Source organism: Flagellimonas sp. 2504JD4-2, from assembly GCF_053642935.1.
The window spans coordinates 1,336,268-1,357,561 of the sequence record NZ_JBSIOV010000001.1 but is presented as its reverse complement, the minus strand read 5'-3'; the positions used below and the strand labels follow the sequence as shown (position 1 = coordinate 1,357,561).

Annotated in this window: 16 protein-coding genes and 2 riboswitches; all 16 genes read right to left on the bottom strand. The window is 41.7% G+C overall.

Annotated elements, in window-relative coordinates; genetic code table 11:
• Positions 1-5: 5 nt before the first annotated feature.
• Complete coding sequence (gene metH / locus ACULLH_RS06040) at positions 6-2,702, bottom strand: methionine synthase (RefSeq protein WP_454087822.1); 2,697 nt, start codon at positions 2,700-2,702, stop codon at positions 6-8.
• Entirely contained in the window at positions 2,699-3,700 is a 1,002-nt protein-coding gene (locus tag ACULLH_RS06035) for a homocysteine S-methyltransferase family protein (RefSeq protein WP_454087821.1), read from the bottom strand. The genes metH and ACULLH_RS06035 overlap by 4 nt, the downstream gene beginning before the upstream one ends.
• A gap of 99 nt (positions 3,701-3,799) precedes the next feature.
• Positions 3,800-3,922, bottom strand: a riboswitch (SAM riboswitch).
• A 141-nt stretch (positions 3,923-4,063) separates the two neighbouring features.
• Entirely contained in the window at positions 4,064-5,125 is a 1,062-nt protein-coding gene (locus ACULLH_RS06030) for an NAD(P)/FAD-dependent oxidoreductase (RefSeq protein ID WP_454087820.1), read from the bottom strand.
• Between the two features lie 34 nt (positions 5,126-5,159).
• Positions 5,160-5,936: a uroporphyrinogen-III C-methyltransferase gene (gene cobA / locus ACULLH_RS06025; protein ID WP_454087819.1), complete on the bottom strand. Its 777-nt coding sequence runs from the start codon at positions 5,934-5,936 to the stop codon at positions 5,160-5,162.
• Positions 5,929-8,019 carry a HEPN domain-containing protein gene (locus ACULLH_RS06020; RefSeq protein WP_454087818.1) on the bottom strand — a complete coding sequence of 697 codons (2,091 nt, stop codon included), beginning with the start codon at positions 8,017-8,019 and terminating at the stop codon, positions 5,929-5,931. The genes cobA and ACULLH_RS06020 overlap by 8 nt, the downstream gene beginning before the upstream one ends.
• A gap of 75 nt (positions 8,020-8,094) precedes the next feature.
• Positions 8,095-9,342 carry a sulfate adenylyltransferase subunit 1 gene (locus ACULLH_RS06015; protein WP_454087817.1) on the bottom strand — a complete coding sequence of 416 codons (1,248 nt, stop codon included), beginning with the start codon at positions 9,340-9,342 and terminating at the stop codon, positions 8,095-8,097.
• Positions 9,343-9,348: 6 nt separating this feature from the next.
• Positions 9,349-10,251: a sulfate adenylyltransferase subunit CysD gene (gene cysD / locus ACULLH_RS06010; RefSeq protein WP_454087960.1), complete on the bottom strand. Its 903-nt coding sequence runs from the start codon at positions 10,249-10,251 to the stop codon at positions 9,349-9,351.
• A 59-nt stretch (positions 10,252-10,310) separates the two neighbouring features.
• Complete coding sequence (locus tag ACULLH_RS06005) at positions 10,311-10,934, bottom strand: phosphoadenosine phosphosulfate reductase domain-containing protein (RefSeq protein WP_454087816.1); 624 nt, start codon at positions 10,932-10,934, stop codon at positions 10,311-10,313.
• An 11-nt stretch (positions 10,935-10,945) separates the two neighbouring features.
• Positions 10,946-11,209, bottom strand: coding sequence for a DUF2061 domain-containing protein (locus ACULLH_RS06000; protein WP_454087815.1), 264 nt, complete (start codon positions 11,207-11,209; stop codon positions 10,946-10,948).
• Between the two features lie 174 nt (positions 11,210-11,383).
• A complete protein-coding gene (locus ACULLH_RS05995; protein WP_454087814.1) occupies positions 11,384-11,794 on the bottom strand; it encodes an RrF2 family transcriptional regulator in 411 nt (136 codons plus the stop codon).
• A 61-nt stretch (positions 11,795-11,855) separates the two neighbouring features.
• The gene (locus tag ACULLH_RS05990) at positions 11,856-13,025 is read right to left on the bottom strand and encodes a trans-sulfuration enzyme family protein (protein ID WP_454087813.1); all 1,170 of its coding nucleotides are present in this window, start codon (positions 13,023-13,025) and stop codon (positions 11,856-11,858) included.
• 38 nt (positions 13,026-13,063) lie between these two features.
• Positions 13,064-13,378 carry a GIY-YIG nuclease family protein gene (locus ACULLH_RS05985; protein WP_454087812.1) on the bottom strand — a complete coding sequence of 105 codons (315 nt, stop codon included), beginning with the start codon at positions 13,376-13,378 and terminating at the stop codon, positions 13,064-13,066.
• A 73-nt stretch (positions 13,379-13,451) separates the two neighbouring features.
• Positions 13,452-16,841, bottom strand: a complete 3,390-nt coding sequence (gene thrA / locus ACULLH_RS05980) for a bifunctional aspartate kinase/homoserine dehydrogenase I (protein WP_454087811.1) — start codon at positions 16,839-16,841, stop codon at positions 13,452-13,454.
• 110 nt (positions 16,842-16,951) lie between these two features.
• Positions 16,952-18,232: an O-acetylhomoserine aminocarboxypropyltransferase/cysteine synthase family protein gene (locus ACULLH_RS05975; RefSeq protein ID WP_454087810.1), complete on the bottom strand. Its 1,281-nt coding sequence runs from the start codon at positions 18,230-18,232 to the stop codon at positions 16,952-16,954.
• Between the two features lie 172 nt (positions 18,233-18,404).
• Positions 18,405-18,512: riboswitch (SAM riboswitch) on the bottom strand.
• 133 nt (positions 18,513-18,645) lie between these two features.
• The gene (locus ACULLH_RS05970; protein ID WP_454087809.1) at positions 18,646-19,311 is read right to left on the bottom strand and encodes a class I SAM-dependent methyltransferase; all 666 of its coding nucleotides are present in this window, start codon (positions 19,309-19,311) and stop codon (positions 18,646-18,648) included.
• Between the two features lie 2 nt (positions 19,312-19,313).
• Complete coding sequence (locus ACULLH_RS05965; RefSeq protein WP_454087808.1) at positions 19,314-21,248, bottom strand: CocE/NonD family hydrolase; 1,935 nt, start codon at positions 21,246-21,248, stop codon at positions 19,314-19,316.
• Positions 21,249-21,294: the final 46 nt, after the last annotated feature.

Genomic DNA, 21,294 nt, shown 5'->3' with positions numbered 1-21,294 from the left:
AAATTTCAACTATCAACAATATTGGGAGCTAGCCATTTCTGTGCCTTCTCCAGTTCAATTCCTTTTCTGTTGGCAAAATCCTCTACCTGATCTTGCTTAATTTTTCCAAGTCCAAAATACTTGGCCTGTGGATGTCCAAAATAATATCCACTTACGCTGGCAGCAGGCCACATGGCCAAACCATCTGTCAGTTTTACCCCTATTTTTTCCTCTACACCTAGAAGTTCCCAAATAGTGAGTTTTTCAAGATGGTCAGGACAAGCGGGATAACCAGGTGCCGGTCTTATTCCACGATATTTCTCGTCGATCAGTTCATTATTGGACAAACTTTCTTTGCATGCATAGCCCCAATGCTTTGCCCTCACCTCCTTATGCAGGTATTCGGCAAAAGCTTCCGCCAAACGGTCAGCCAATGCCTTTACCATAATAGAGGAATAGTCATCTAGCTTGTCTTCATACTTCTTCGCCAATTCCTGTGTACCAAATCCAGTGGTCACGCAAAAACATCCCATGTAGTCCTGAATTCCAGAAGATTTTGGTGCTATAAAATCTGCTAAAGCAATATTTGGTACCCCAGCTCTTTTTTTCAATTGTTGACGCAAAGTGCGAAATACCCCCCTCTGTCCGTTGGACATCTCCCCCGGAGAGGGAGAAACTATTTCTATATCATCTTCACCTATTTGATTCGCGGGGAACAATCCAAAAATGGCCTTGGCTTTCAATTGTTTTTCGTCCAAAATTTTCTTGAGCATCTTTTGAGCATCTTCAAAAAGCTCTGTGGCCTGTTTCCCTACTACTTTATCCTTAAGGATGTCAGGATACTTTCCATGTAAATCCCAACTTCTGAAAAATGGGGTCCAATCAATGAAATCTGTAAGTTTTTTTAAATTGAAATCTTCCCAAACTTGAATTCCCACATCCTTGGGTTTCACAATGTCTGATGGATTCCATTCAATCTGGAGTTTGTTGCTTCTTGCCTCTTCCAAAGTCAGATATTCCTTTTGTTTGGTACGATTCAAGAATTTATCCCGAAAGCTTTCATAATCCAGCTTGATTGACTTTTTATACTTATCCGAAGTCTCTTTTTGTAACAAGTCACCGACAACGGTCACTGCCCGGGATGCGTCATTTACATGTACCACGGAATGACTGTATACCGGGTCGATTTTAACCGCAGTATGAGCCTTACTGGTTGTTGCTCCACCTATCAGCAATGGTACACTAAAGTCTTGGCGCTCCATTTCTTTGGCCAAAAAAACCATTTCATCCAGAGAAGGAGTAATCAAACCACTCAAACCGACAATGTCGACCTGTTCTTCTTTAGCCTTATTGATGATTTTCTCAGGTGGAACCATCACACCCATATCCACAATTTCATAGTTATTGCACGCCAAAACCACACTTACAATGTTCTTCCCGATATCGTGGACGTCTCCTTTAACAGTAGCCATTAATATTTTTCCCGCAGCTTGCGTATCGGAATCTTTAGATTCTTCAATAAACGGAGTAAGGTATGCTACCGCCTTTTTCATCACACGAGCTGATTTCACCACCTGAGGTAAAAACATTTTCCCACTTCCAAACAGGTCCCCTACCACATTCATTCCAGTCATCAAATTCCCTTCGATGACCTCAAGTGGTCTGGCAGCCTGTTGACGGGCTTCTTCCACATCCTCTACAATATACTGGTCTATTCCCTTGACCAAGGCACGGGTAATCCTATTTTGCAATGGTTCTTCCCTCCAAGACAAATCAACTTTGCTTTCCTTGGCTTTTCCGACCACCGTTTCAGCGAATTCCAACAATCTTTCTGTGGCATCATCCCGTCTGTTGAGAATTACATCTTCTACATGCTCCAACAAATCTTTAGGAATGTCATCATAGACTTCCAGCAAAGCTGGGTTCACGATTCCCATATTCATTCCGGCATTAATGGCATGAAAGAGAAAAACAGAATGCATGGCCTCCCGAACGGGATTGTTTCCCCTAAACGAAAAGGAAACATTGCTGACTCCACCACTTACACTGCAATAAGGCAGATTTTCCCGCACCCATCTGGTTCCATTGATAAAATCGAGGGCATTGAGCTTGTGTTCATCCATTCCGGTGGCCACGGGAAAGATGTTAAGGTCAAAGATGATATCCTCAGGGGCAAATTTGACCTCATCCACCAAAATTCGGTATGAGCGTTCAGCAATTTCAATTCGTCTTTCATAGGTGTCCGCTTGCCCAACCTCATCAAATGCCATTACGATAACAGCTGCTCCGTACCGTTTTATCAATTTAGCTTGATGGATAAACTGTTCTTTTCCTTCTTTTAAACTGATGGAATTGACCACGCATTTTCCCTGGACAACTTGTAATCCCGCTTCTATGATTTCCCATTTTGAACTATCTATCATAATGGGGACCCTGGCAATATCGGGTTCTGAGACAATCAAGTTCAAAAATCTGACCATAGCTTCCTTACCGTCGATAAGGCCATCGTCCATATTGATGTCTATGATCTGGGCCCCACCTTCTACTTGATGTCGGGCCACATCCAAAGCTTCATCATATTTCTCCTCTTTGATCAGACGAAGAAACTTTTTGGACCCGGCCACATTGGTACGTTCCCCTACGTTGATGAAATTACTTTCAGGGGTAATTACCAAAGGCTCAAGGCCAGATAACTTTAGATATCTTGGTTTTTGATTACTCATACGGAAACAGCAAGTTTTCGTGGTTCATAGTTTTTGACCAAATCGGAAATGGCCTTAATATGTTCTGGAGTGGTACCACAGCATCCTCCAACGATATTCACCAACCCTTTTTCGACATATTCCTTGATTTGGGAAGCCATTTCTTCTGGAGATTCGTCATATTCCCCAAAAGCATTTGGCAATCCGGCATTCGGATGCGCCGAAACACCATAAATCGTTTTTGCAGAGACCACCTCTAAATGGGGAACCAGTTGTTTTGCCCCCAAAGCGCAATTGAATCCTACCGAAAGAATCGGGATATGTGAAATTGAAATCAAAAAAGCTTCCGCAGTTTGACCAGAAAGTGTTCTGCCGGAGGCATCCGTAATAGTACCACTTACCATTACGGGAACTTCAATATTCCTCTCCTCCTTTACTTCCTCGATAGCAAACAGGGCTGCCTTAGCATTTAACGTGTCAAAAATAGTTTCTACCAAAAGGATATCTGAGCCTCCATCCAGTAGCGCTTCCACCTGTTCTTTATAGGCTTCTCGAAGTTCATCAAATGAGACAGCTCTAAATCCAGGGTCATTGACGTCGGGAGACATACTGGCCGTTTTATTGGTAGGACCAATACTTCCTGCTACAAATCTTGGTTTATGGGGTTCCTTGGCTGTAAATTCGTTCGCTACTTCCTTGGCTATGCGCGCAGATTCATAATTGAGCTCATATACCAAATCCTCCATATGATAGTCGGCCATGGCGATGGATGTTCCGGAAAAAGTATTGGTCTCAACGATATCTGCACCAGCCTCAAAGTACTTTCTATGCACCTCAGCAATAGCCTGAGGTTGCGTCAAAGACAGTAAATCGTTATTTCCCTTTAAAGGATGTTCCCAATCCTTAAAGCGGTCACCTCTAAAGTCTTCTTCTTCGAACTTATAACGTTGTAACATGGTGCCCATGGCCCCATCCAACACCAAAATCCGATTGTGTAATATTTCTTCGATACGCGTCATAACACAATTCCCTTTAATTAGGGTTATAAATGGTATCAAGAAAAATGCAGGAATACGTTAGGAAAACATCCTATGTTATCCTTCCCGCATCATGGAGAGTTTTTTTCCATGAGGTCCTGAAACTAGTTCAGGACAAGGGTAGAATGTAGCACCTTCTTTATGTGGATTAAAGGGTTGCTAAGGCTTCAAAGGGTCCAATCCCTCCACCTTTCTTGATAACAATTTCAATTTTTAAATGAACTGGGAACAAAATAACCACACTTTCCAATCAAAAGCAACTTAAATTCCCCTTTTTTACAAGTTAAAACCTTCCAAAGTGGAACAATGGAAGGTTTGACTAACTCAAATAACCTAAAAAAACTTTTAGACTATACTTTGCACCACCTCTTTTTTGGCCTCTTTTTTGGAACCGTCGAATCCGGTCACACCGCCAACAGTGGTATATTTCATGACAAATCGTTTATCTGGATTGATAATCTGATAGGCATATTGGCACATTACCGCCGCCTCATGGAATCCGGATAAGATCAATTTTAATTTTCCTTCATAGGTATTTACATCCCCGATGGCAAAAACTCCGGGTATGTTGGTCTGATAGTCCTTCGAATTATTGACCTTGATCGCATTTTTCTCTATTTCCAGGCCCCAACTGCCAATAGGTCCAAGTTTAGGGGAAAGTCCGAACAACGGAATAAAATTGTCTGTCTCCACATAGGTCTCTCCTTTGGCTTCATCATTATGCTTAATGACCACCGCCTTTAACTCATCCTCTCCGTGTAGTTCTTTCACCTCTGCTTCGGTGTACAATTGGATCTTGCCCAATTTTGCCAGCTCGGAAGCTTTTTCAACAGAATCCAAGGCTCCCCTGAATTCATTTCTACGGTGTACCAAGGATACTTCGGATGCCACATCTGCCAGGTAAATTGCCCAGTCCAAGGCTGAATCACCACCACCGGCGATGACCACTTTTTTATCCCGATATACTTCTGGGTCCTTGATAATATAGGCCACTCCCTTGTCCTCAAAATCACTTATGTTGGAAATCAGAGGTTTTCTAGGTTCGAAAGAGCCCAATCCACCAGCGATGACCACAACAGGGGCATGATGCTTAGTCCCTTTGTTCGTGGTAACAATAAAAGAACCATCTTCTTGTTTTTCCAAAGTATCGGCTCGCTCACCCAAAGTGAACCCGGGTTCAAAAGGCTTGATCTGCTCCATAAGTCTGTCTACCAAATCACCAGCTAAAATCTCAGGATAGGCCGGGATATCGTAAATAGGTTTCTTTGGATAAATCTCCGAGCATTGACCTCCAGGCTGTGGTAGTGCATCAATCAAATGCGTTTTCAACTTTAGCAGTCCCGCTTCAAAGACCGTAAACAATCCTGTTGGTCCCGCTCCAATTATCAGTATATCTGTTTTAATCATAATCTTAATTTAAAGTCTCAGCCAGAGCCGATAATTATACTTTTTCAAACAATTTAATTCCCGTTTCAATGGAGTTCTTTTGAATCTCCGCTATTTTTTGTCGATGTTTTACAACTTCACCAATCACAACTATGGCCGGATTTGACAACTGTTGTTCACTTACCTTCTCCACAATAGTTGAGACTGTGCCAATTCCAATTTTTTCATTGTCCGTTGTACCATTCTGAATGATAGCAACCGGTACATCCGATTTTCCTTCCTTGGCGAAGAGCTCGGTGATCTCATTCAATTTTGACATGCCCATCAAAATCACAACGGTGGCATTTGATTTAGCCGCCAAAGCTACATCCGCGGACAACTTATGCTCTTTGGTAGTACCTGTAATCACCCAAAAACTCTCCGAAGCACCTCTTTTGGTCACTGGAATGTTTTGGGATGCTGGCACCGCCACTGAAGACGAAATCCCAGGAACAACCTCAACATTCAAACCATAGGCTGCCGCATATTCCATCTCCTCGGCTCCCCTTCCAAATACAAATGGGTCACCTCCTTTTAATCGAACCACATGCTTGCCCGAACTTGCCCGTTGCACAATCAATTCATTGATTTGATCTTGCTGGTAGGCATAGCATCCTTTGCGTTTGCCCACAAAAATATGCTCGGCCTTTGAGGCATAATTCAACAGTTCAATATCAACAAGAGCATCATACAATACAACGTCCGAGCTCTGTAATGCCTTGATTCCCTTTAGGGTAATCAAATCCACATCCCCGGGGCCAGCCCCTACCACTGTCAGCTTGCCGTTATACATGTGCCAATTCTAATTTTCTAAAGTCTTCCAACACTTCCAAAACCTGCTTTGCGTCCTCCAAATAGGATTTAGCGAACTCCTGCGTAGGTTTGTTTTTGTTTAATTGAAGTGCTATGTCTTCAAAGCTTATCGCCAAGTCTATTTTACCGGTTTCAACATACAATCTGTCAAAATCCTTGATGATTCCAGAATGCGTGTTTACTTTAACTTTTTCGGATGTTAAAAGTGCCTTGGCTGAGTTTACAATAGATTGATACGAATAGTAAATACTTGCAGCCCATTTTTCTTCGGCCCAGGCTTCTTCCGCCTTCTCAATCTTCTCTTGACTTTCAAAGAATAGCGTAGCTACCAGATCCACAATAACCCCTGCACACTCGCCTATTCCGATTTCTTTCTTGTATTTTTCCTCAGTACCCCAATCGATAAAATCATCTTGGGTGAGGTTTTCAATATCTGTAAGTGGTTTTAGGAACTCATAAAAATATTGTTCTCCTTTTTCCCAGTAATAATCAGCAAAGGAAGCCCCATTCCCGTTTGCATTAAAATCATCCAGAATCAATCTGAGGGCCTGGGGGCCTCGCTTACTTGGGATTTTTACCACTTTGTCGGCAAATCTACCTTTACCGTTTCCAAAGTTTCCGCCACCCAACAGCACTTGAAGTGCTGGAGCCACTAATTTATCCTTGGTACGGATGGACATTCCTTGAAATCCGATGTTTGCCATGTTATGTTGACCACAGGCGTTCATACAACCACTTATTTTGATGACCACATCTGGGTTCTTGATGTACTGTGGATACTCGGCTTTTATAACTCGCTCCAATTCCTCCGCGATTCCTGTACTGCTAGAAATACCAAGGTTACAGGTATCTGTACCTGGACAAGCAGTTATATCCAATGCTTTATTATATCCCGCTTCTACAAAGTCTAATTTTTTCAACTCCGAATAGAAAAATGGGACCAACTCCTCTTTTACAAAAGGGATTAGAATATTTTGACGAAGTGATAAACGAATTTCACCAGCGGCATAATCTTGGACCAGTTTGGCCAATTCCCTTGCTTTATCCGTATAAAAATCACCCAATAACACTTTGATTCCTATAGCTACATAGCCTTTTTGTTTTTGCGGAACCAGATTGGTTGATTTCCATTGTTCGAATTTCTCCTTTTCTTCAATCTGTACTGAAGGAACTTCGACATTGGCAACCACAGGTTTTGGATAACTTTCAAAATCTATGGGATATGATTGAATCGGAATGGCCAATTGTTCTTCTTCCAACAACACCTTGAATCCTTCCAAACCAATATCCTTCAATAAGAATTTCATACGGGCCTTAGCTCGACTTTTACGTTCTCCGTATCTGTCAAAAACACGGATTACCCCTTCCATTAAGGGAACAATTTTATCCGTTGGTAAAAAGCTGTAAAGCTCATCTGCATGGCGAGGTTGGGACCCCAATCCACCAGCCAACATTACTTTAAAACCTCTTTCCCCATTTTTAACCTTGGCAATAAAGCCCAAATCATGCATATAGGAAAGACCTGTGTCTGCATCGCTTGACGAGAAAGAAACCTTGAATTTTCTTCCCATTTCCTGACCTATGGGGTTTCTTAGGAAATATTGAAAAACGGCATGTGCATAAGGAGACACATCGAAGGGTTCGTCAACATCAATTCCAGCAGTTTCACTGGCGGTTACGTTACGAACGGTATTTCCACATGCTTCACGTAGGGTGACATCATCCCGTTCCAACTCGGCCCAAAGTTCAGGAGTACGATCAAGATCCACATAGTGGATTTGAATATCCTGACGTGTGGTGATATGCAGTCTTCCTCTTGAGTACTCATCAGAAACATCACAAATGCGTAGCAATTGGTTGGAGGTTACTTTACCATAAGGTAATTTGATACGAACCATCTGAACTCCTTGCTGACGCTGACCGTAAACTCCACGGGCCAAACGTAGACTCCTGAATTTTTCTTCATCCAATTCGCCTCCTTTAAACTGGCGAATCTTTCTTTCCAATTCAATAATGTCATTTTCAACTACTGGATTCTCTATTTCTGTTCTAAAGCTTCTCATTTTTCTATTTTTCCTATCTGGTTAATAGGTTTTATTCAAAATTGGGTTATCCAATCCGGCGTTGGTTGGTCGCATTTAATTTATGAAACCAACACCTGCCGTTGTATTTGTTCTACTGTCGATAATGATAAAGGAACCGTTTGTACGATGATCTTTGAACCGATCGTAAAAAATAGGTTTGTTCAACTTCAACCTTACTTTGGCAATATCATTCATTTGTAAGCTTGAAACGTTCTCTTCAATCCCTGAATAATCGGGGTGAATCTTATGTTCGATGGCATCTACTTTTGCCAATACCTTGTTTATCCCATGCTGCACCACATACTTACCGCCCGTTGTAAGGTTATCGGAATCCATCCAAGAAACCGTAGCTATAAGTTGTTTGTCTATTGTGGGTAAATCACCTGTTTTCACCAACATATCTCCCCTGCTCACATTGACCTCATCTTCCAAGGTAATGGTCACCGACGATCGTCTTGGCGCTGTTTCGTATTGCTGATCGTAGAAATAAATGCTCTTGATTCGGCTTCGTGTCATGGAAGGCAAAACCACAACATCATCCCCAACATTCAACTCTCCACCATATACTTTCCCTGCGAATCCGCGAAAATCATGAAATTCCTCGGTTTTGGGTCGAACCACATATTGTACCGGAAACCTTGGGGTCCCCACATTGGATACTGCAGCCAAATCCAAACTTTCCAAGTGTTCCAATATGGTCTCGCCATCGTACCAAGGTGTATTCTCGGATTTCTCTACTACGTTGTCTCCCTTTAATGCACTAATCGGGATAAACGTGATTTTTTGATCTGCGTAATCACGTTTGTCCATTAACTGCTCAAAGTCAGCTTTTATCGCATTATATTTTTCTTCCGAAAAATCCACCAAATCCATTTTGTTGATGGCAACAATCACTTCTTTGACACGCAATAAGTTATTAATAAAAAAGTGTCTGTTGGTCTGCTCAATTACTCCTTTTCTGGCATCGATGAGTATGATAGCCGTTTGGGAAGTTGATGCTCCCGTAACCATATTTCTAGTGTATTCCACGTGTCCGGGAGTATCCGCTATGATATAACTCTTGTTTGCTGTTGAAAAGTAGATATGGGCCACATCAATAGTGATTCCCTGTTCCCTTTCCGCTACCAAACCGTCAGTTGCCAACGAAAAATCCAGATAATCGTACCCTTTTTGTTTACTGGTACGCTCAATGGCTTCCAATTTATCGTCTGTCAACGATTTGGTGTCATATAACAGTCTCCCAATCAAGGTACTTTTACCGTCATCCACGCTACCTGCCGTAGCAATTTTCAATACTTCCATAATCCTTTAAAAATACCCTTGTTGCTTTCGTTTTTCCATGGCTGCTTCGGAACGTTTGTCATCTATTCTAGCACCTCGTTCTGAGATTTTTGATTCCCTGATTTCGGCGACCACCTTATCGATGGTATCGGCATAAGATGCTACCGCTGCCGTACAGCTCATATCACCCACAGTTCTGAAACGAACCACTCGCTCCTCCACCACTTCGTCATCAGCGCGGAACACTACATCATCTTCCGCGGACCAAATCAGGCCATCCCGAAGGAACGTATTACGCTTGTGCGCAAAATATATGGATGGAATCTCAATATTTTCTTTTTCAATATAGCTCCAAACATCAAGCTCTGTCCAGTTACTGATTGGAAAAACCCGAACGTTTTGTCCCATTTCAATCTCACCGTTCAACATATCGAACAACTCTGGGCGTTGGTTTTTTTCATCCCATTGGCCAAAATCGTCACGAACAGAAAATATGCGCTCTTTGGCCCTTGCTTTTTCCTCATCTCTACGAGCACCTCCGATACAAGCATCAAACTTGAATTCCTCGATGGAATCCAATAAAGTAGTGGTCTGCAGCATATTTCTACTGGCGTATTTTCCAGTTTCCTCCACTACTTTTCCCTGATCTATTGAATCCTGTACATTTCTCACGATAAGCTCAACGCCCAACTCTTCAACTAATTTATCCCGGAACTCGATTGTTTCTGGGAAATTATGTCCTGTATCAATATGCATCAAAGGAAATGGAATCTTCGCTGGCCAAAATGCCTTTTGGGCCAGTCTCACCAAGGTGATGGAATCCTTTCCTCCCGAAAACAACAATACCGGTTTTTCAAACTGGGCCGCAACTTCGCGGATAATATAAATGGCCTCATGCTCTAGCGCATTGGCCTTTGGTCTTTTTTCCAAATCCAATATTTCAGGTTTTTGTATTTCTTCTAAAAGTGTGCTCAATGTTTTATTTTCTTTTAGGTATGCAATCCACACTCCCGGTTTTCCAACACTTTTGTGGGATCAAAATATTTATGTTCGTTTGGCAAATTGTATTCTTTTAGATAAGCATCCAACTGGGTATCGCTCCAGTGATAGAACGGGCTTACTTTTAGCACTCCATCGCTACTCAAGCTCAGTACATCCAAAGAATCCCTATGAGCGGTTTGTCCTTTTCTCAGGTTGGTGAACCAGACATCTGGTTTGTGCTCCCCCATGGCTCTTCTAAAAGGTTCCAATTTAACTTGTTCGGTGAATACGGCATGTAATGGGTCATCTATTTGCGGAATTCCCATTATGGCATCACGATGGGCAGCAGTTTGTTTTGGTACGTAAAGTTTTATATTCAACCCTAATCTTGAAATCAACTCTTCCGCATGCTTGTAGGTGTTGGGTGTATTATAGCCCGTATCGCACCATACCACAGGAATGTCGTGATCAATATCGGTAACGGCGTGAAGTATCGCCACTTCGTAGGGGCGAAAATTGGTGGTCACCACAGGGGTATTTCCATTTGCGATGGCCCAAGAAATAATTTCTTGTGGATCAATGCCTTTGAACTGTCGATTTAAATTTTCTATGCTCTCTTGTGTAAATGCCATATCGTGTTTTTTTATTTTCCCCAGCCAACCTTGTTCCAAATTCTTTCATGGAAAAAATATAGAATCATTTTGGTGACAAAATCCGCGGAGGCTATGGAAGCGGCCAAGACAACTTCGTCAACAAAAAAATAAGAGATGATCAAAGTATCCAGGGTTCCTACCACCCTCCAGCTTACAGCTTTTGCAATACTTCGAATCGGTCTCTCTGAATTCTTATCTTTTTGGAAAGATGTTTTTTCCTTTTTGTTGCTAAGTATCAGTTGGTCTGCGATCATAACATTATCCTATAGATTTACTAGGAAATACAAACATACATGTTTTATACTAATGGAATCGTTAAAATCGGTATAAAATTACCATTACCCTATCGTTTTTGTAGATTTTAACAAATGTGTGCTGGAATTTTATGAATTTATTGATCCCGAAACAGAATCAGTATCGAATTCGAACTAGGAAATCAGATCGGCTAAGGTGTTATTTCTATAGACTTCAAGAGCGCTATCCCTTATCTGTAGCATCAATTTATTGACAGAACATTTGTTCTCGTCAGGACAGTCATCACATTTTTCGTAAAAATTGAGACTTACACAGGGAACCATTGCTATGGGGCCTTCCAATACCCGCATTACCGCGGTCATTAAGATATCTTCTGGCTCCTTGATCAAATAATAGCCTCCCCCCTTGCCTTTTTTTGAACCTAAAAACCCATTCCGTCTTAAGGTAAGCAATATGCTTTCCAGGAATTTTTGGGAAATGTTCTCATGCTTTGCAATTTCCGCAATCTGAACAGGTTCCCGGCTTTCAAGGGAAGCCAGATAGGTAAGGGCTTTTAAGCCATATTTTGTCTTCTTTGACAGCATCCCACGAAGATAGCGAATTTTAACAATTGGCTGTCCTCATTAGGTCAAAAGGAAAAAATGTTTAGTCCAGTGCCTGTTCGATGTCTGCAATGATATCATCAATATGCTCCAAACCAACTGAAATCCGTACCGTGCCATCAGAAATTCCAACGGATTTTCGTTCCTCGACGGTCAACTTGCTATGTGTTGTCGATGCCGGATGGGTGACTATACTGCGCGAATCCCCCAAATTGGCCGAAAGGGACAACATTTTTACGGAATCAAAGAACTTTCGTCCAGCCTCAAGACCTCCTTTTACCTCGAAAGCAACCACACATCCACCAGCCTTCATCTGTTTTTTGGCCACCTCATATTTAGGATGCGATTTCAAGAAAGGATATTTGACCCATGCTATCTTGGGATGACTTTCCAAAAAAGTAGCTAATTGCAGTGCGTTTGCGCAATGTCTATCCACTCGAAGCGCCAAAGTTTCCAAACTTTTGGACAAAACCCATGCATTGAAAGGGGAAAGCGATGGTCCCGTTATTCTTGAAAAACGGTAAATTTTATCGACAAGATCCTCGTTTCCCACGGTGATCCCCGCCAAAACCCGTCCTTGACCATCCATCAATTTTGTTCCTGAATGAATAACCAAATGTGCTCCAAACTTTATAGGCTGCTGCAAATACGGAGAAGCAAAGCAATTATCGATAATAAAGATCAGGTTATGCTTTTTGGCTACGTTCCCCAATATCTCCAGGTCCAAAACATCCACTCCCGGATTGGTCGGGGATTCAGCATAAATGATTTTGGTCTTGTCCGTAATCAAACTTTCAACCTTGTCCACATCATTAACATTGAAATAGCTGGTTGTAATGTTCCACTTAGGAAAAAACTGGGTAAACAACGTATGGGTAGATCCAAAAATACTCCTGCAAGAGACGATATGGTCTCCACTTTCCAACAGGGCTGCAAAAGTACCGTATACCGCTGCCATACCCGAAGCAAAGGCAAAACCGCTCTCTGCTCCCTCCATTTTGCACACTTTATCGATAAACTCAGAAGAATTGGGATTGGAGTAACGCGAATAGATATTTCGGTCCTTTTCTTCGGCAAAAGAAGCTCTCATATCCTCAGCATCCTCAAAAACAAAGCTTGAGGTCAAATACATTGGGCTCGAATGCTCCAAGAATTGTGTGCGCTCTATTTGCGTTCGAATCGCTTCTGTTTCAAATTGTTTTTTCTGACTCATATTTACTTTTTCGGTGGCTGAGCGGAGTCGAAGCCACATTATTCTTTCTCCTTAAAATATTTGCAATGCGTTTCATTCTTACATTCAGCCAAATTGGGCAAAGTGTCAAATTCTCCATTTATTAATGCTTCTTTTTTGGTACGCGACCACCCCTGAACCTGTTTTTCCCTATAAAAAGCCGCATCAATACTCAAATACTCTTCAACATAAACCAATTGTACCGGCAATCGTTTTTTAGTATGATTAGCTCCTCTTCCATCTTGGTGCTCTTTTATTCGCTTATCCAAATCTATTGTGCTTCCCGTATAGTAGCTTCCATCTGAACATTCCAATAAATAGAGAAATCCTTTCATAATACTTCTTTGTGGCTTCGACTCCGCTCAGCCACCAAAACAAGCTTTGTGTTTTAGCTAAATTCAGCCAAAACTATATTTTTTCCGCTATTCTTAAAATATCACCAAAAACCCCACGTGCGGTGACCGCAGCGCCTGCTCCAGCACCTTGAATCACCAAAGGGTTCTCGCCATAGGATTCTGTGTAAATCTCAATAATGGAATCTGAACCACTCACCTGCCCCAATGCACTTTCTTTGGGCACAGAAACGAGTTTCACATCCAATATGCCTTTGTCTTGTTGCAGGTCTCCATGCAAATCTCCAATATAACGAAGCACGTGGCCCTCTTTCTGGGACTTCTTGACTTTTCCGTATACCTCATCCATAACATTAATCTGTTCTTTGAATTCATCAAAACTTAGAGGTTGTAACTCCTTTGGAATTAAATTTTCAATTTGTATATCATCAAATTCGTTGTGCAAATCAAGTTCCCGGGCCAAAATCAACAACTTTCTTCCCACATCGTTTCCAGAGAGGTCTTCCCTAGGATCTGGTTCTGTAAACCCTTTTTCCATTGCTTCTTTCACAATACTGGAAAACGCAACATCATTTTCTGAAAACGTATTGAAAATATAACTTAACGAACCGGAGAACACCCCTTTTATCCTGGTGATATTCTCCCCAGATAAATGCAACAGTTTTATGGTATCGATAAGTGGGAGTCCTGCCCCAACATTGGTTTCATAGAGGTATTGCTTTTGGTTTTTCTCCAAATGTTTCCGGATTGATTTGTAGTAATCAAATCCCAAGGTGTTTGCAATTTTATTTGAAGAAACCAGATCAAACCCGCTGTCTATAAACTCTTCATAACTGGCCACAAAACCTTCACTTGCCGTGTTGTCCACCACTATCAGGTTTTCCAAATGATTGGTCTTGGCAAATTCAATAATCTCCCCGATTTGATATGGGGTTCCGTTTTTGTCCAAATTCCCCTTCCAGTTTTTCGAAATCCCTTTGGCATTCAACAGCACCTTTTTGGAATTGGATACGGCAAAAATCCGAAGGTCAATATCTTTTCTATTTTCAATGCTGTCTTTAGAATCCAATATTTGGTCTATCAAAGTTCCGCCCACATTCCCATGTCCGAAGATGGCCAGATTTACTTTTTTGGCAATTCCAAAAATCTGTCCGTGCACTACATTGATCGCTTTGTTCAAGTCGGCCTTCTTCAAAACCAAACTCACATTTTTACCAGTCACAGTATTGTTGAAGAGTAAGGGTACCACCTGGTTCTTCACCAAAGCATTAAAGGGTTTATGAAAAGTGCTCAAGTCCATTCCCACGATGGAAATCACTGAAACATCTTTCATAACGGTAATTTGATTTACATCTTGAGATGTGTAATCTGTTTCAAATTCTAAATCGAGTACTTTTTTGGCTTTCCTTGCCTCCTTCGCATCGACCACCAGACCAATTCCTCTTTCGGAAGAGCCTTGGGAGATAATTCCAACATTGATGTTATTCTGACCTAGCGCTTTAAAAATCCGTGCATCAATCCCCACTTTGCCCAAAAGCCCTCTTCCCTCTAGGTTGATCAAGGCAACATCTTCTAAAACCGACAGAGATTTTATCCCTCCATTGTCCGTTTTGGGTCCAATCAATGTTCCTTGGTTGTCATTGTTGAAGGTATTTAGAATTCGCAACGGAATATTTTTCTCAATAAGAGGAATTATGGTCTTCGCGTGCAAAATGTTGGCTCCAAAATTGGCCAGCTCATTGGCTTCAGCATACGAAATAACATCGATCAGCTTAGCATCTGAAACCAAATCGGGGTTTGCGGTATAAATACCGTTCACATGGGTGTAGTTGAGCAATTCTTGGGCATCCAAGAAATTGGCAAGCAAAGCTGCGGAATAATTAGTGCCATTTCTACCCAAAGTTGTGGTTTCCCCAAAGTTATTGGAAGCTATAAATCCGGTTACAATGGGAATTACGTCCGAGTTCAGGTTTTTAAAAGCTCGGATAACATTTTCCTTGGAAACACCCTCATCTACCTCAGCATTGGTGAAATTGTCATCGGTTTTAATCAAATCCCTTGAATCCAGCAATTCTGCATTGACTCCAGCTTCCTTCAACAAAGCTGTTACAGTTCTACCTGAAATCAGTTCACCATAAGACATAAGCTCATCTTTGGTCTTCGCACTGTAATCCCCTGTGAGCGAGACCCCTTTAAGTATTTTCTCAACCGCCTTAAGTTCGTTGGCAATAACGGAAGTATTGGACAATCCTTCTTTCTGATAGTTTTCAAAAAACTTAAGTTCTTCTTCAAAATCTTCGTCGTTGGCCGCTTTCTTAAGCATCGACTCCAGTTGGTCAGTGGCTTTTCCCCTTGCCGAGAGTACCACAGCAAAATGTTCCTTTTCTTGGGCTTTTTTGGAAATAATTTTGAGAACGCGTTCTATTCCTTCTCCATTGGCCAAGGATTTCCCTCCAAACTTTAGAATTTTGATGCGTTCCGACTTTCCATTTTTCTGAAACACAGGCTCCAACAATTTTTCCAACTGCTCAAACTCCATCAAAAAAGCGTCATGTCCATGAAGGGACTGCACTTCCCCATAGGTAACATTGGTATTAACCAGTGCCAATCTTCTAAAGGTTTCTTTGTTTTCCTCAGCAGTAAAGAACAGATCCGAGTTGACACCGATAATGTGAATCTTGGTTTCACTTTCTTGCAGTGCCTTAAACGCTTCATCACCATCTCTTGTGATGTCGATGGTCTTTAGCAATTGGTTCATCAGTTTATAGGCTGACAACTGAAACCGTTCTTGCAGTTTTTTCCCATGGTGCATCAACCAGCTCTCCACATTGAAAACCTGAAGCTCCTCATTGGTACTACGCTTGAACCGTTCTTTAAACGATTCAGGTGTGCGATAACACAGCATGGCATGCATACGGGCATCGTGAACAGGCTGTTTTGAATTCACAAGAAATTGTTCTTGTATCTGGCAATTTGCAATCAACCAATCCGTGGATTTCCAATCTGATGCCACGGGAATCAGATGCTCCGTGATCTTTGGATTTAAGGCCGTCATTTCCCATGCAATACCTCCACCCAGGGAACCGCCAATAATTGCATACAAGCGGTCAATTTTCAATTGATTTAGTCCCTGTAGAAAGGTCTTGGCAACATCTCCAGCCACAAAATCCTTATAATTGTCAATCACAAATCCATCATATCCATTACCTGGAATATTGAAGGCCAAAATGGTAAACTTATCGGCATCAATGCTTTTGCCCTTTCCAATCAAATCGGACCACCAACCTGATTCTCCTGTTACATTCGAGTTTCCTGTAAGGGCGTGATTTACCAAAACAATTGGGGCCGTATGCAACTCCTTTCCAAAAATTTGATAGGACAACTGCAAATCTTGGGTAACGCCACTTATCGTGGTAAAATCCTTTATTTCTAATGTGTGGAGCATATTTGACTTTTGCTCCTTCTCCCTTTAGAGAAGGTTGGGGTGAAGGGTTTACTTCACCTTAATCCTTTCCTAAAAGGAGAGGAAACCTGTTATTATCTTTATGGAACCTACTATTTATCAATTGTTGAAAAAGCTTGTTCTAAATCGGCCTTTAAATCAGCTAGATCTTCAAGTCCCACAGATAAGCGAATCAAATCCTTGGTCACTCCTGTGGATTCCTGCTGAGCATCATCCAACTGCTGATGGGTGGTGCTTGCAGGGTGAATAATCAATGATTTGGTATCTCCAATATTTGCCAAAAGCGAAAAAATCTTGGTTTCATCGGCTATTTTTTTGGCCGATTCGAACCCTCCTTTTACACCAAAGGTGACAATACTACTTTGTCCTTTAGGCAAATATTCATCAGATAACGACTTATACTTGCTTGACTCCAAACCCGGATAATTGACCCAGGTCACCTCATCCCGGTCTTCTAACCATTTTGCTACTGCCAATGCATTTTCACTGTGTTTTTTCATACGGACTTCCAAGGTTTCCAATCCCTGTATAATTTGAAAGGCATTGAATGGACTCAAACATGCTCCATGATCTCGAAGACCTTCGATTCTGACTTTGGCAATGAATGCGGCAGGTCCAAGTGCATCATGATAGACCAATCCGTGGTAACCTGGGGATGGTTCCGTAAATTCCGGGAATTTTCCATTGGCCCAATCGAATGTTCCCGCATCGATAATCGCACCGCCTAAGGCAGTTCCGTTTCCATTGATGTATTTGGTCAAGGAATGGATCACAATGTTGGCGCCGTGTTCTATGGGGTTCTGTAAAGCTGGAGAGGCCACCGTGTTATCAACAATAAAAGGCACTTTGGCCGCTTTTGCTTCCTTGGAAATAGCTTTAAGATCCAATACGTCCAATTTTGGATTGCCTAAAGATTCTACAAAGAAAGCACGTGTATTTTCTTGAACCGCTTTACCGAAATTGGCTGGGTCCGAAGGGTCCACAAAAGTTGTTGTGATTCCCAAACGCGGCAAAGTCACACTAAACAGGTTATACGTTCCCCCATAAAGGCTATTGGAAGAAACAATATGATCTCCAGCTTTTAACAGAACCAACAAGGCTGTATTTATCGCTCCGGTCCCAGATGAAGTAACCACAGAGGCTATTCCTCCTTCCAAAGCGGCCAGACGCTGCTCTAGAATATCATTGGTAGGGTTATTGATCCGCGTATAGATGTTTCCGAATTCTGCCAAGGAGAAAAGATTCGCAGCGTGGTCGGCATTATTGAATACATAGGCCGTACTTTGGTAAATAGGCACCGCCCTTGTTCCTCCGTTGACGGTAACATCGTGCCCGGCATGCAAAGCATTGGTTGAAAATTTTTGATCACTCATGATTTTTTTGCTTTTAATTAAACTATTTCGTTTTTAGATTCCCACTTTCGTGAGAATGACATCGTTTTTAAAATTCATTTTAAAAACACAAAAAAGCCAAACCCTGCTCGACCTTTAGGTCGATAGGAAAAATCAAAAAGTTATAAGAAAGTGAAACCGAAACTATCGGTTGTTGTTATCTATTCCCACATGGGATAGAATTTAGCACCTTCTTGACATAAGCAGCCAAGGGTTGCTAAGGCTTCATAGGGTCTATTCCCTCCACCTTTCTTGATAACTATTCAATACGTGTTTGAACTTGTGAGGACAAATATAGTATCAGAATGTTTTAAAATCCTAATGATTTTGGGAAATTTTGCGGATTTAGCCCCAGAGAACAGAAAATCTCGTCCACCAAGTTAGTTTAATTGAACTCATGCCATCTCGAACAAGGTAGTCACCACTCTTCCGCCTAAACTTGGGGAGTTTACAACTAACAATTGCCTCGCTTCCTTCACCTTTAAATAAAATGGAGCTTCCTGTAAATCTACACCACTTTGTTTTTTTAATCTGATGCCCTGACCTGAAACGATGTCCATATTGGGCGAAAAATCGCCATGAGGTAGGTGTTCCGTCAAAACCACATATTTGAAATCATAGAGCTTGTTTACAATGCTTTTGATTTCTTGGTTGGACAAATGTTGCAATACTTGGCGTAGAACAGCGCAATCGGCCGATGGCAGCTCATCTTTTGCAATATCCAGACAATAGAATTCCAAATTTGGATGCTGGAACTTCTTTTTATTGAAGTTTATCAACTCTTCCACGATATCCACTGCGATATATTTTTTGGTGCTCTCAATCAATGCTTTACCAATATTGAAATCGCCACAACCCAAGTCAACCACGGTCAATGGGTTTTCAAAGGATTTTAAAAGTGATTGAAGCACGTCAACATAAGGTTCTACCATCTCAGGATGGTGAGATCCGTCACCAGAATAGAATTCAGCACCATTATCTCCCCAAAGTTTGGCCTCATAAATTTGCTCCATCGCCGCCTTTGTAGGCCATGGTTTTTTGGTTTTCCGAGCTGAGGTCATTTTCAATTTAAAACTGAAAACTCTATGCTAGAATCTGTAAATACCGTGTGGGTTTGAGTCTTGAAATCCTCTTCATTCGCCTTGAAGATATTGTCTACATAGGTCTGTGGATTCAAATCAATTAAAGGGAACCAAGTGCTCTGCACCTGAATCTGGAGTTTATGTCCTTTTTTGATGGTATGGAAAACGTCTTGCAATTTTATGGTCACATCGGTTTTCTTGTTTGGTGTAAAAGGTTCAGGTTTGGAAAAACTATTTCTAAATCGCCCTCTTAAGACCTCACTACGCACCATCAGATGATAGTTGGACATTTTGAGATGATCCTGCATTTCTTCATTGGTTTTGGTGTCCGAAGGATGCACATCGATCACCTTTACAATCCAATCAGAGGCGGTTCCAGTTGTTGCCACCTTCAATTTGGCGAGAATATCCCCAGCCAAGGTCATATCTTCTTCCATCACATCCGTCTCAAAAACGAGCACATCCGACCTGCGCGCAGCAAAACGCTGATCGTCCGTCATGTACTTTCTTGGGGTAAAAACGGATTTGATATCCTCGGAATAGGGAACGGGTTTTTTTACATCACTAACAAATTGAATATCTGAAACCTCATTTTGTTCTGAGCTCAATTTTTGGTCCTCCGACAGGAACATGGTCTGTTTGTCAACTCCCTGGGGAGGCCATGAATCGTAGGTCTTCCATTCTTTACGTCCAGAATCAAAAACATAGGCTTCTGGAAGTCCACTGTTTTTATCCCCATCCCCCTTTAAGAAATGGTTGAAGAATTTTGTTTCAATATTTTTCTGATAAAACCTGGAAATAGAATCCCCGAAGTAATAGTTGCCTACAACATTTCTATCCACGTTCCTTGCCCAACCTCCGTGGTCCCATGGGCCAAAAACCATGGTATTATAGTTTCCTTCGTTGTGACGTTCAATATTCTTATAGGTTTCCAAGGGGCCATGTAGGTCTTCAGCATCAAACCATCCACCAACAATCATTGTGGCCACATTGGTCTTTACATTCTTCAGGTGTTGAATGATTCCCCTGCTTTGCCATAATCCATCATAATTGGGATGCTCTTTGAGCTCATTCCAAAAATAATCATCCGTAAGGCCCTCAGGTCTCATGGTCGGGGTATCGGCTGTCTCGTATTCAAAAAAGGAATTTAAATTCTTCAATGGCCCAACATCCAAAAAGAACTGATATTGGTCTTCCGTTTGGATATCGGGCAGGGTGTACCAAGCTGTATCAATGGGCTGGTCATTATTCGGTCTTGGAGTCCCAAAAAGGGAAGTAGCCCTAAAATAGCTCAGCAAGTATGCCCCGTTATGATGGAAATCATCAAAAAAGAAGTCGCCAATGCAGGCTTGTGGTGAAGCAGCTTTTAAAGCAGGATGGGCATCAACAGTGGCATAGGTCGCGTAAAACCCGGGATATGAAATGCCCCATACACCAACCCTACCATTGTTGTTTTCCACATTGTTCACCAACCATTCAATGGTATCATAGGTATCTGAACTTTCATCCACATCTTCATCCGAAGTCTTATTTGGAATATAAGCCCTCATATTCTCGTAATGTCCCTCGCTCAACCATCTGCCACGCACGTCTTGGTATACGATTATATTCCCTTCTTTCATTAAATGAACGTTGGGTCCAATTCGCTTTCTGAAATTCCCCTCTCCATAGGGTCTGGAGCTATAGGGTGTTCGCTGCATCAAAATGGGATATTCCTTTGAAGTATCTTTTGGGGAATAAATGGTTGTGTGCAATTTTATCCCATCGCGCATTTCTACATCCACTTCTTGTTTATTGTAGTTGTCGGCTACATAGGTATCTTCAAGTTGGACTTCTGTTTTGACGGTTTTTTTACAGGATGAAATTGCCAATGCCATAACTGACATCAGCATCACAAGGCGACACATTCTTTTCATTTTAAAGAAATTTTGACTGATTGCTAAAACTACGAAGAAATCTCTT

Coding starts and splice junctions, on each gene's coding strand:
- metH (WP_454087822.1), bottom strand. CDS start 2,702: ATGAGTAATCAAAAACCAAGATATCTAAAGTTATCTGGCCTTGAGCCT.
- ACULLH_RS06035 (WP_454087821.1), bottom strand. CDS start 3,700: ATGACGCGTATCGAAGAAATATTACACAATCGGATTTTGGTGTTGGAT.
- ACULLH_RS06030 (WP_454087820.1), bottom strand. CDS start 5,125: ATGATTAAAACAGATATACTGATAATTGGAGCGGGACCAACAGGATTG.
- cobA (WP_454087819.1), bottom strand. CDS start 5,936: ATGTATAACGGCAAGCTGACAGTGGTAGGGGCTGGCCCCGGGGATGTG.
- ACULLH_RS06020 (WP_454087818.1), bottom strand. CDS start 8,019: ATGAGAAGCTTTAGAACAGAAATAGAGAATCCAGTAGTTGAAAATGAC.
- ACULLH_RS06015 (WP_454087817.1), bottom strand. CDS start 9,342: ATGGAAGTATTGAAAATTGCTACGGCAGGTAGCGTGGATGACGGTAAA.
- ACULLH_RS06005 (WP_454087816.1), bottom strand. CDS start 10,934: ATGGCATTTACACAAGAGAGCATAGAAAATTTAAATCGACAGTTCAAA.
- ACULLH_RS06000 (WP_454087815.1), bottom strand. CDS start 11,209: ATGATCGCAGACCAACTGATACTTAGCAACAAAAAGGAAAAAACATCT.
- ACULLH_RS05995 (WP_454087814.1), bottom strand. CDS start 11,794: ATGCTGTCAAAGAAGACAAAATATGGCTTAAAAGCCCTTACCTATCTG.
- ACULLH_RS05990 (WP_454087813.1), bottom strand. CDS start 13,025: ATGAGTCAGAAAAAACAATTTGAAACAGAAGCGATTCGAACGCAAATA.
- ACULLH_RS05985 (WP_454087812.1), bottom strand. CDS start 13,378: ATGAAAGGATTTCTCTATTTATTGGAATGTTCAGATGGAAGCTACTAT.
- thrA (WP_454087811.1), bottom strand. CDS start 16,841: ATGCTCCACACATTAGAAATAAAGGATTTTACCACGATAAGTGGCGTT.
- ACULLH_RS05975 (WP_454087810.1), bottom strand. CDS start 18,232: ATGAGTGATCAAAAATTTTCAACCAATGCTTTGCATGCCGGGCACGAT.
- ACULLH_RS05970 (WP_454087809.1), bottom strand. CDS start 19,311: ATGACCTCAGCTCGGAAAACCAAAAAACCATGGCCTACAAAGGCGGCG.
- ACULLH_RS05965 (WP_454087808.1), bottom strand. CDS start 21,248: ATGAAAAGAATGTGTCGCCTTGTGATGCTGATGTCAGTTATGGCATTG.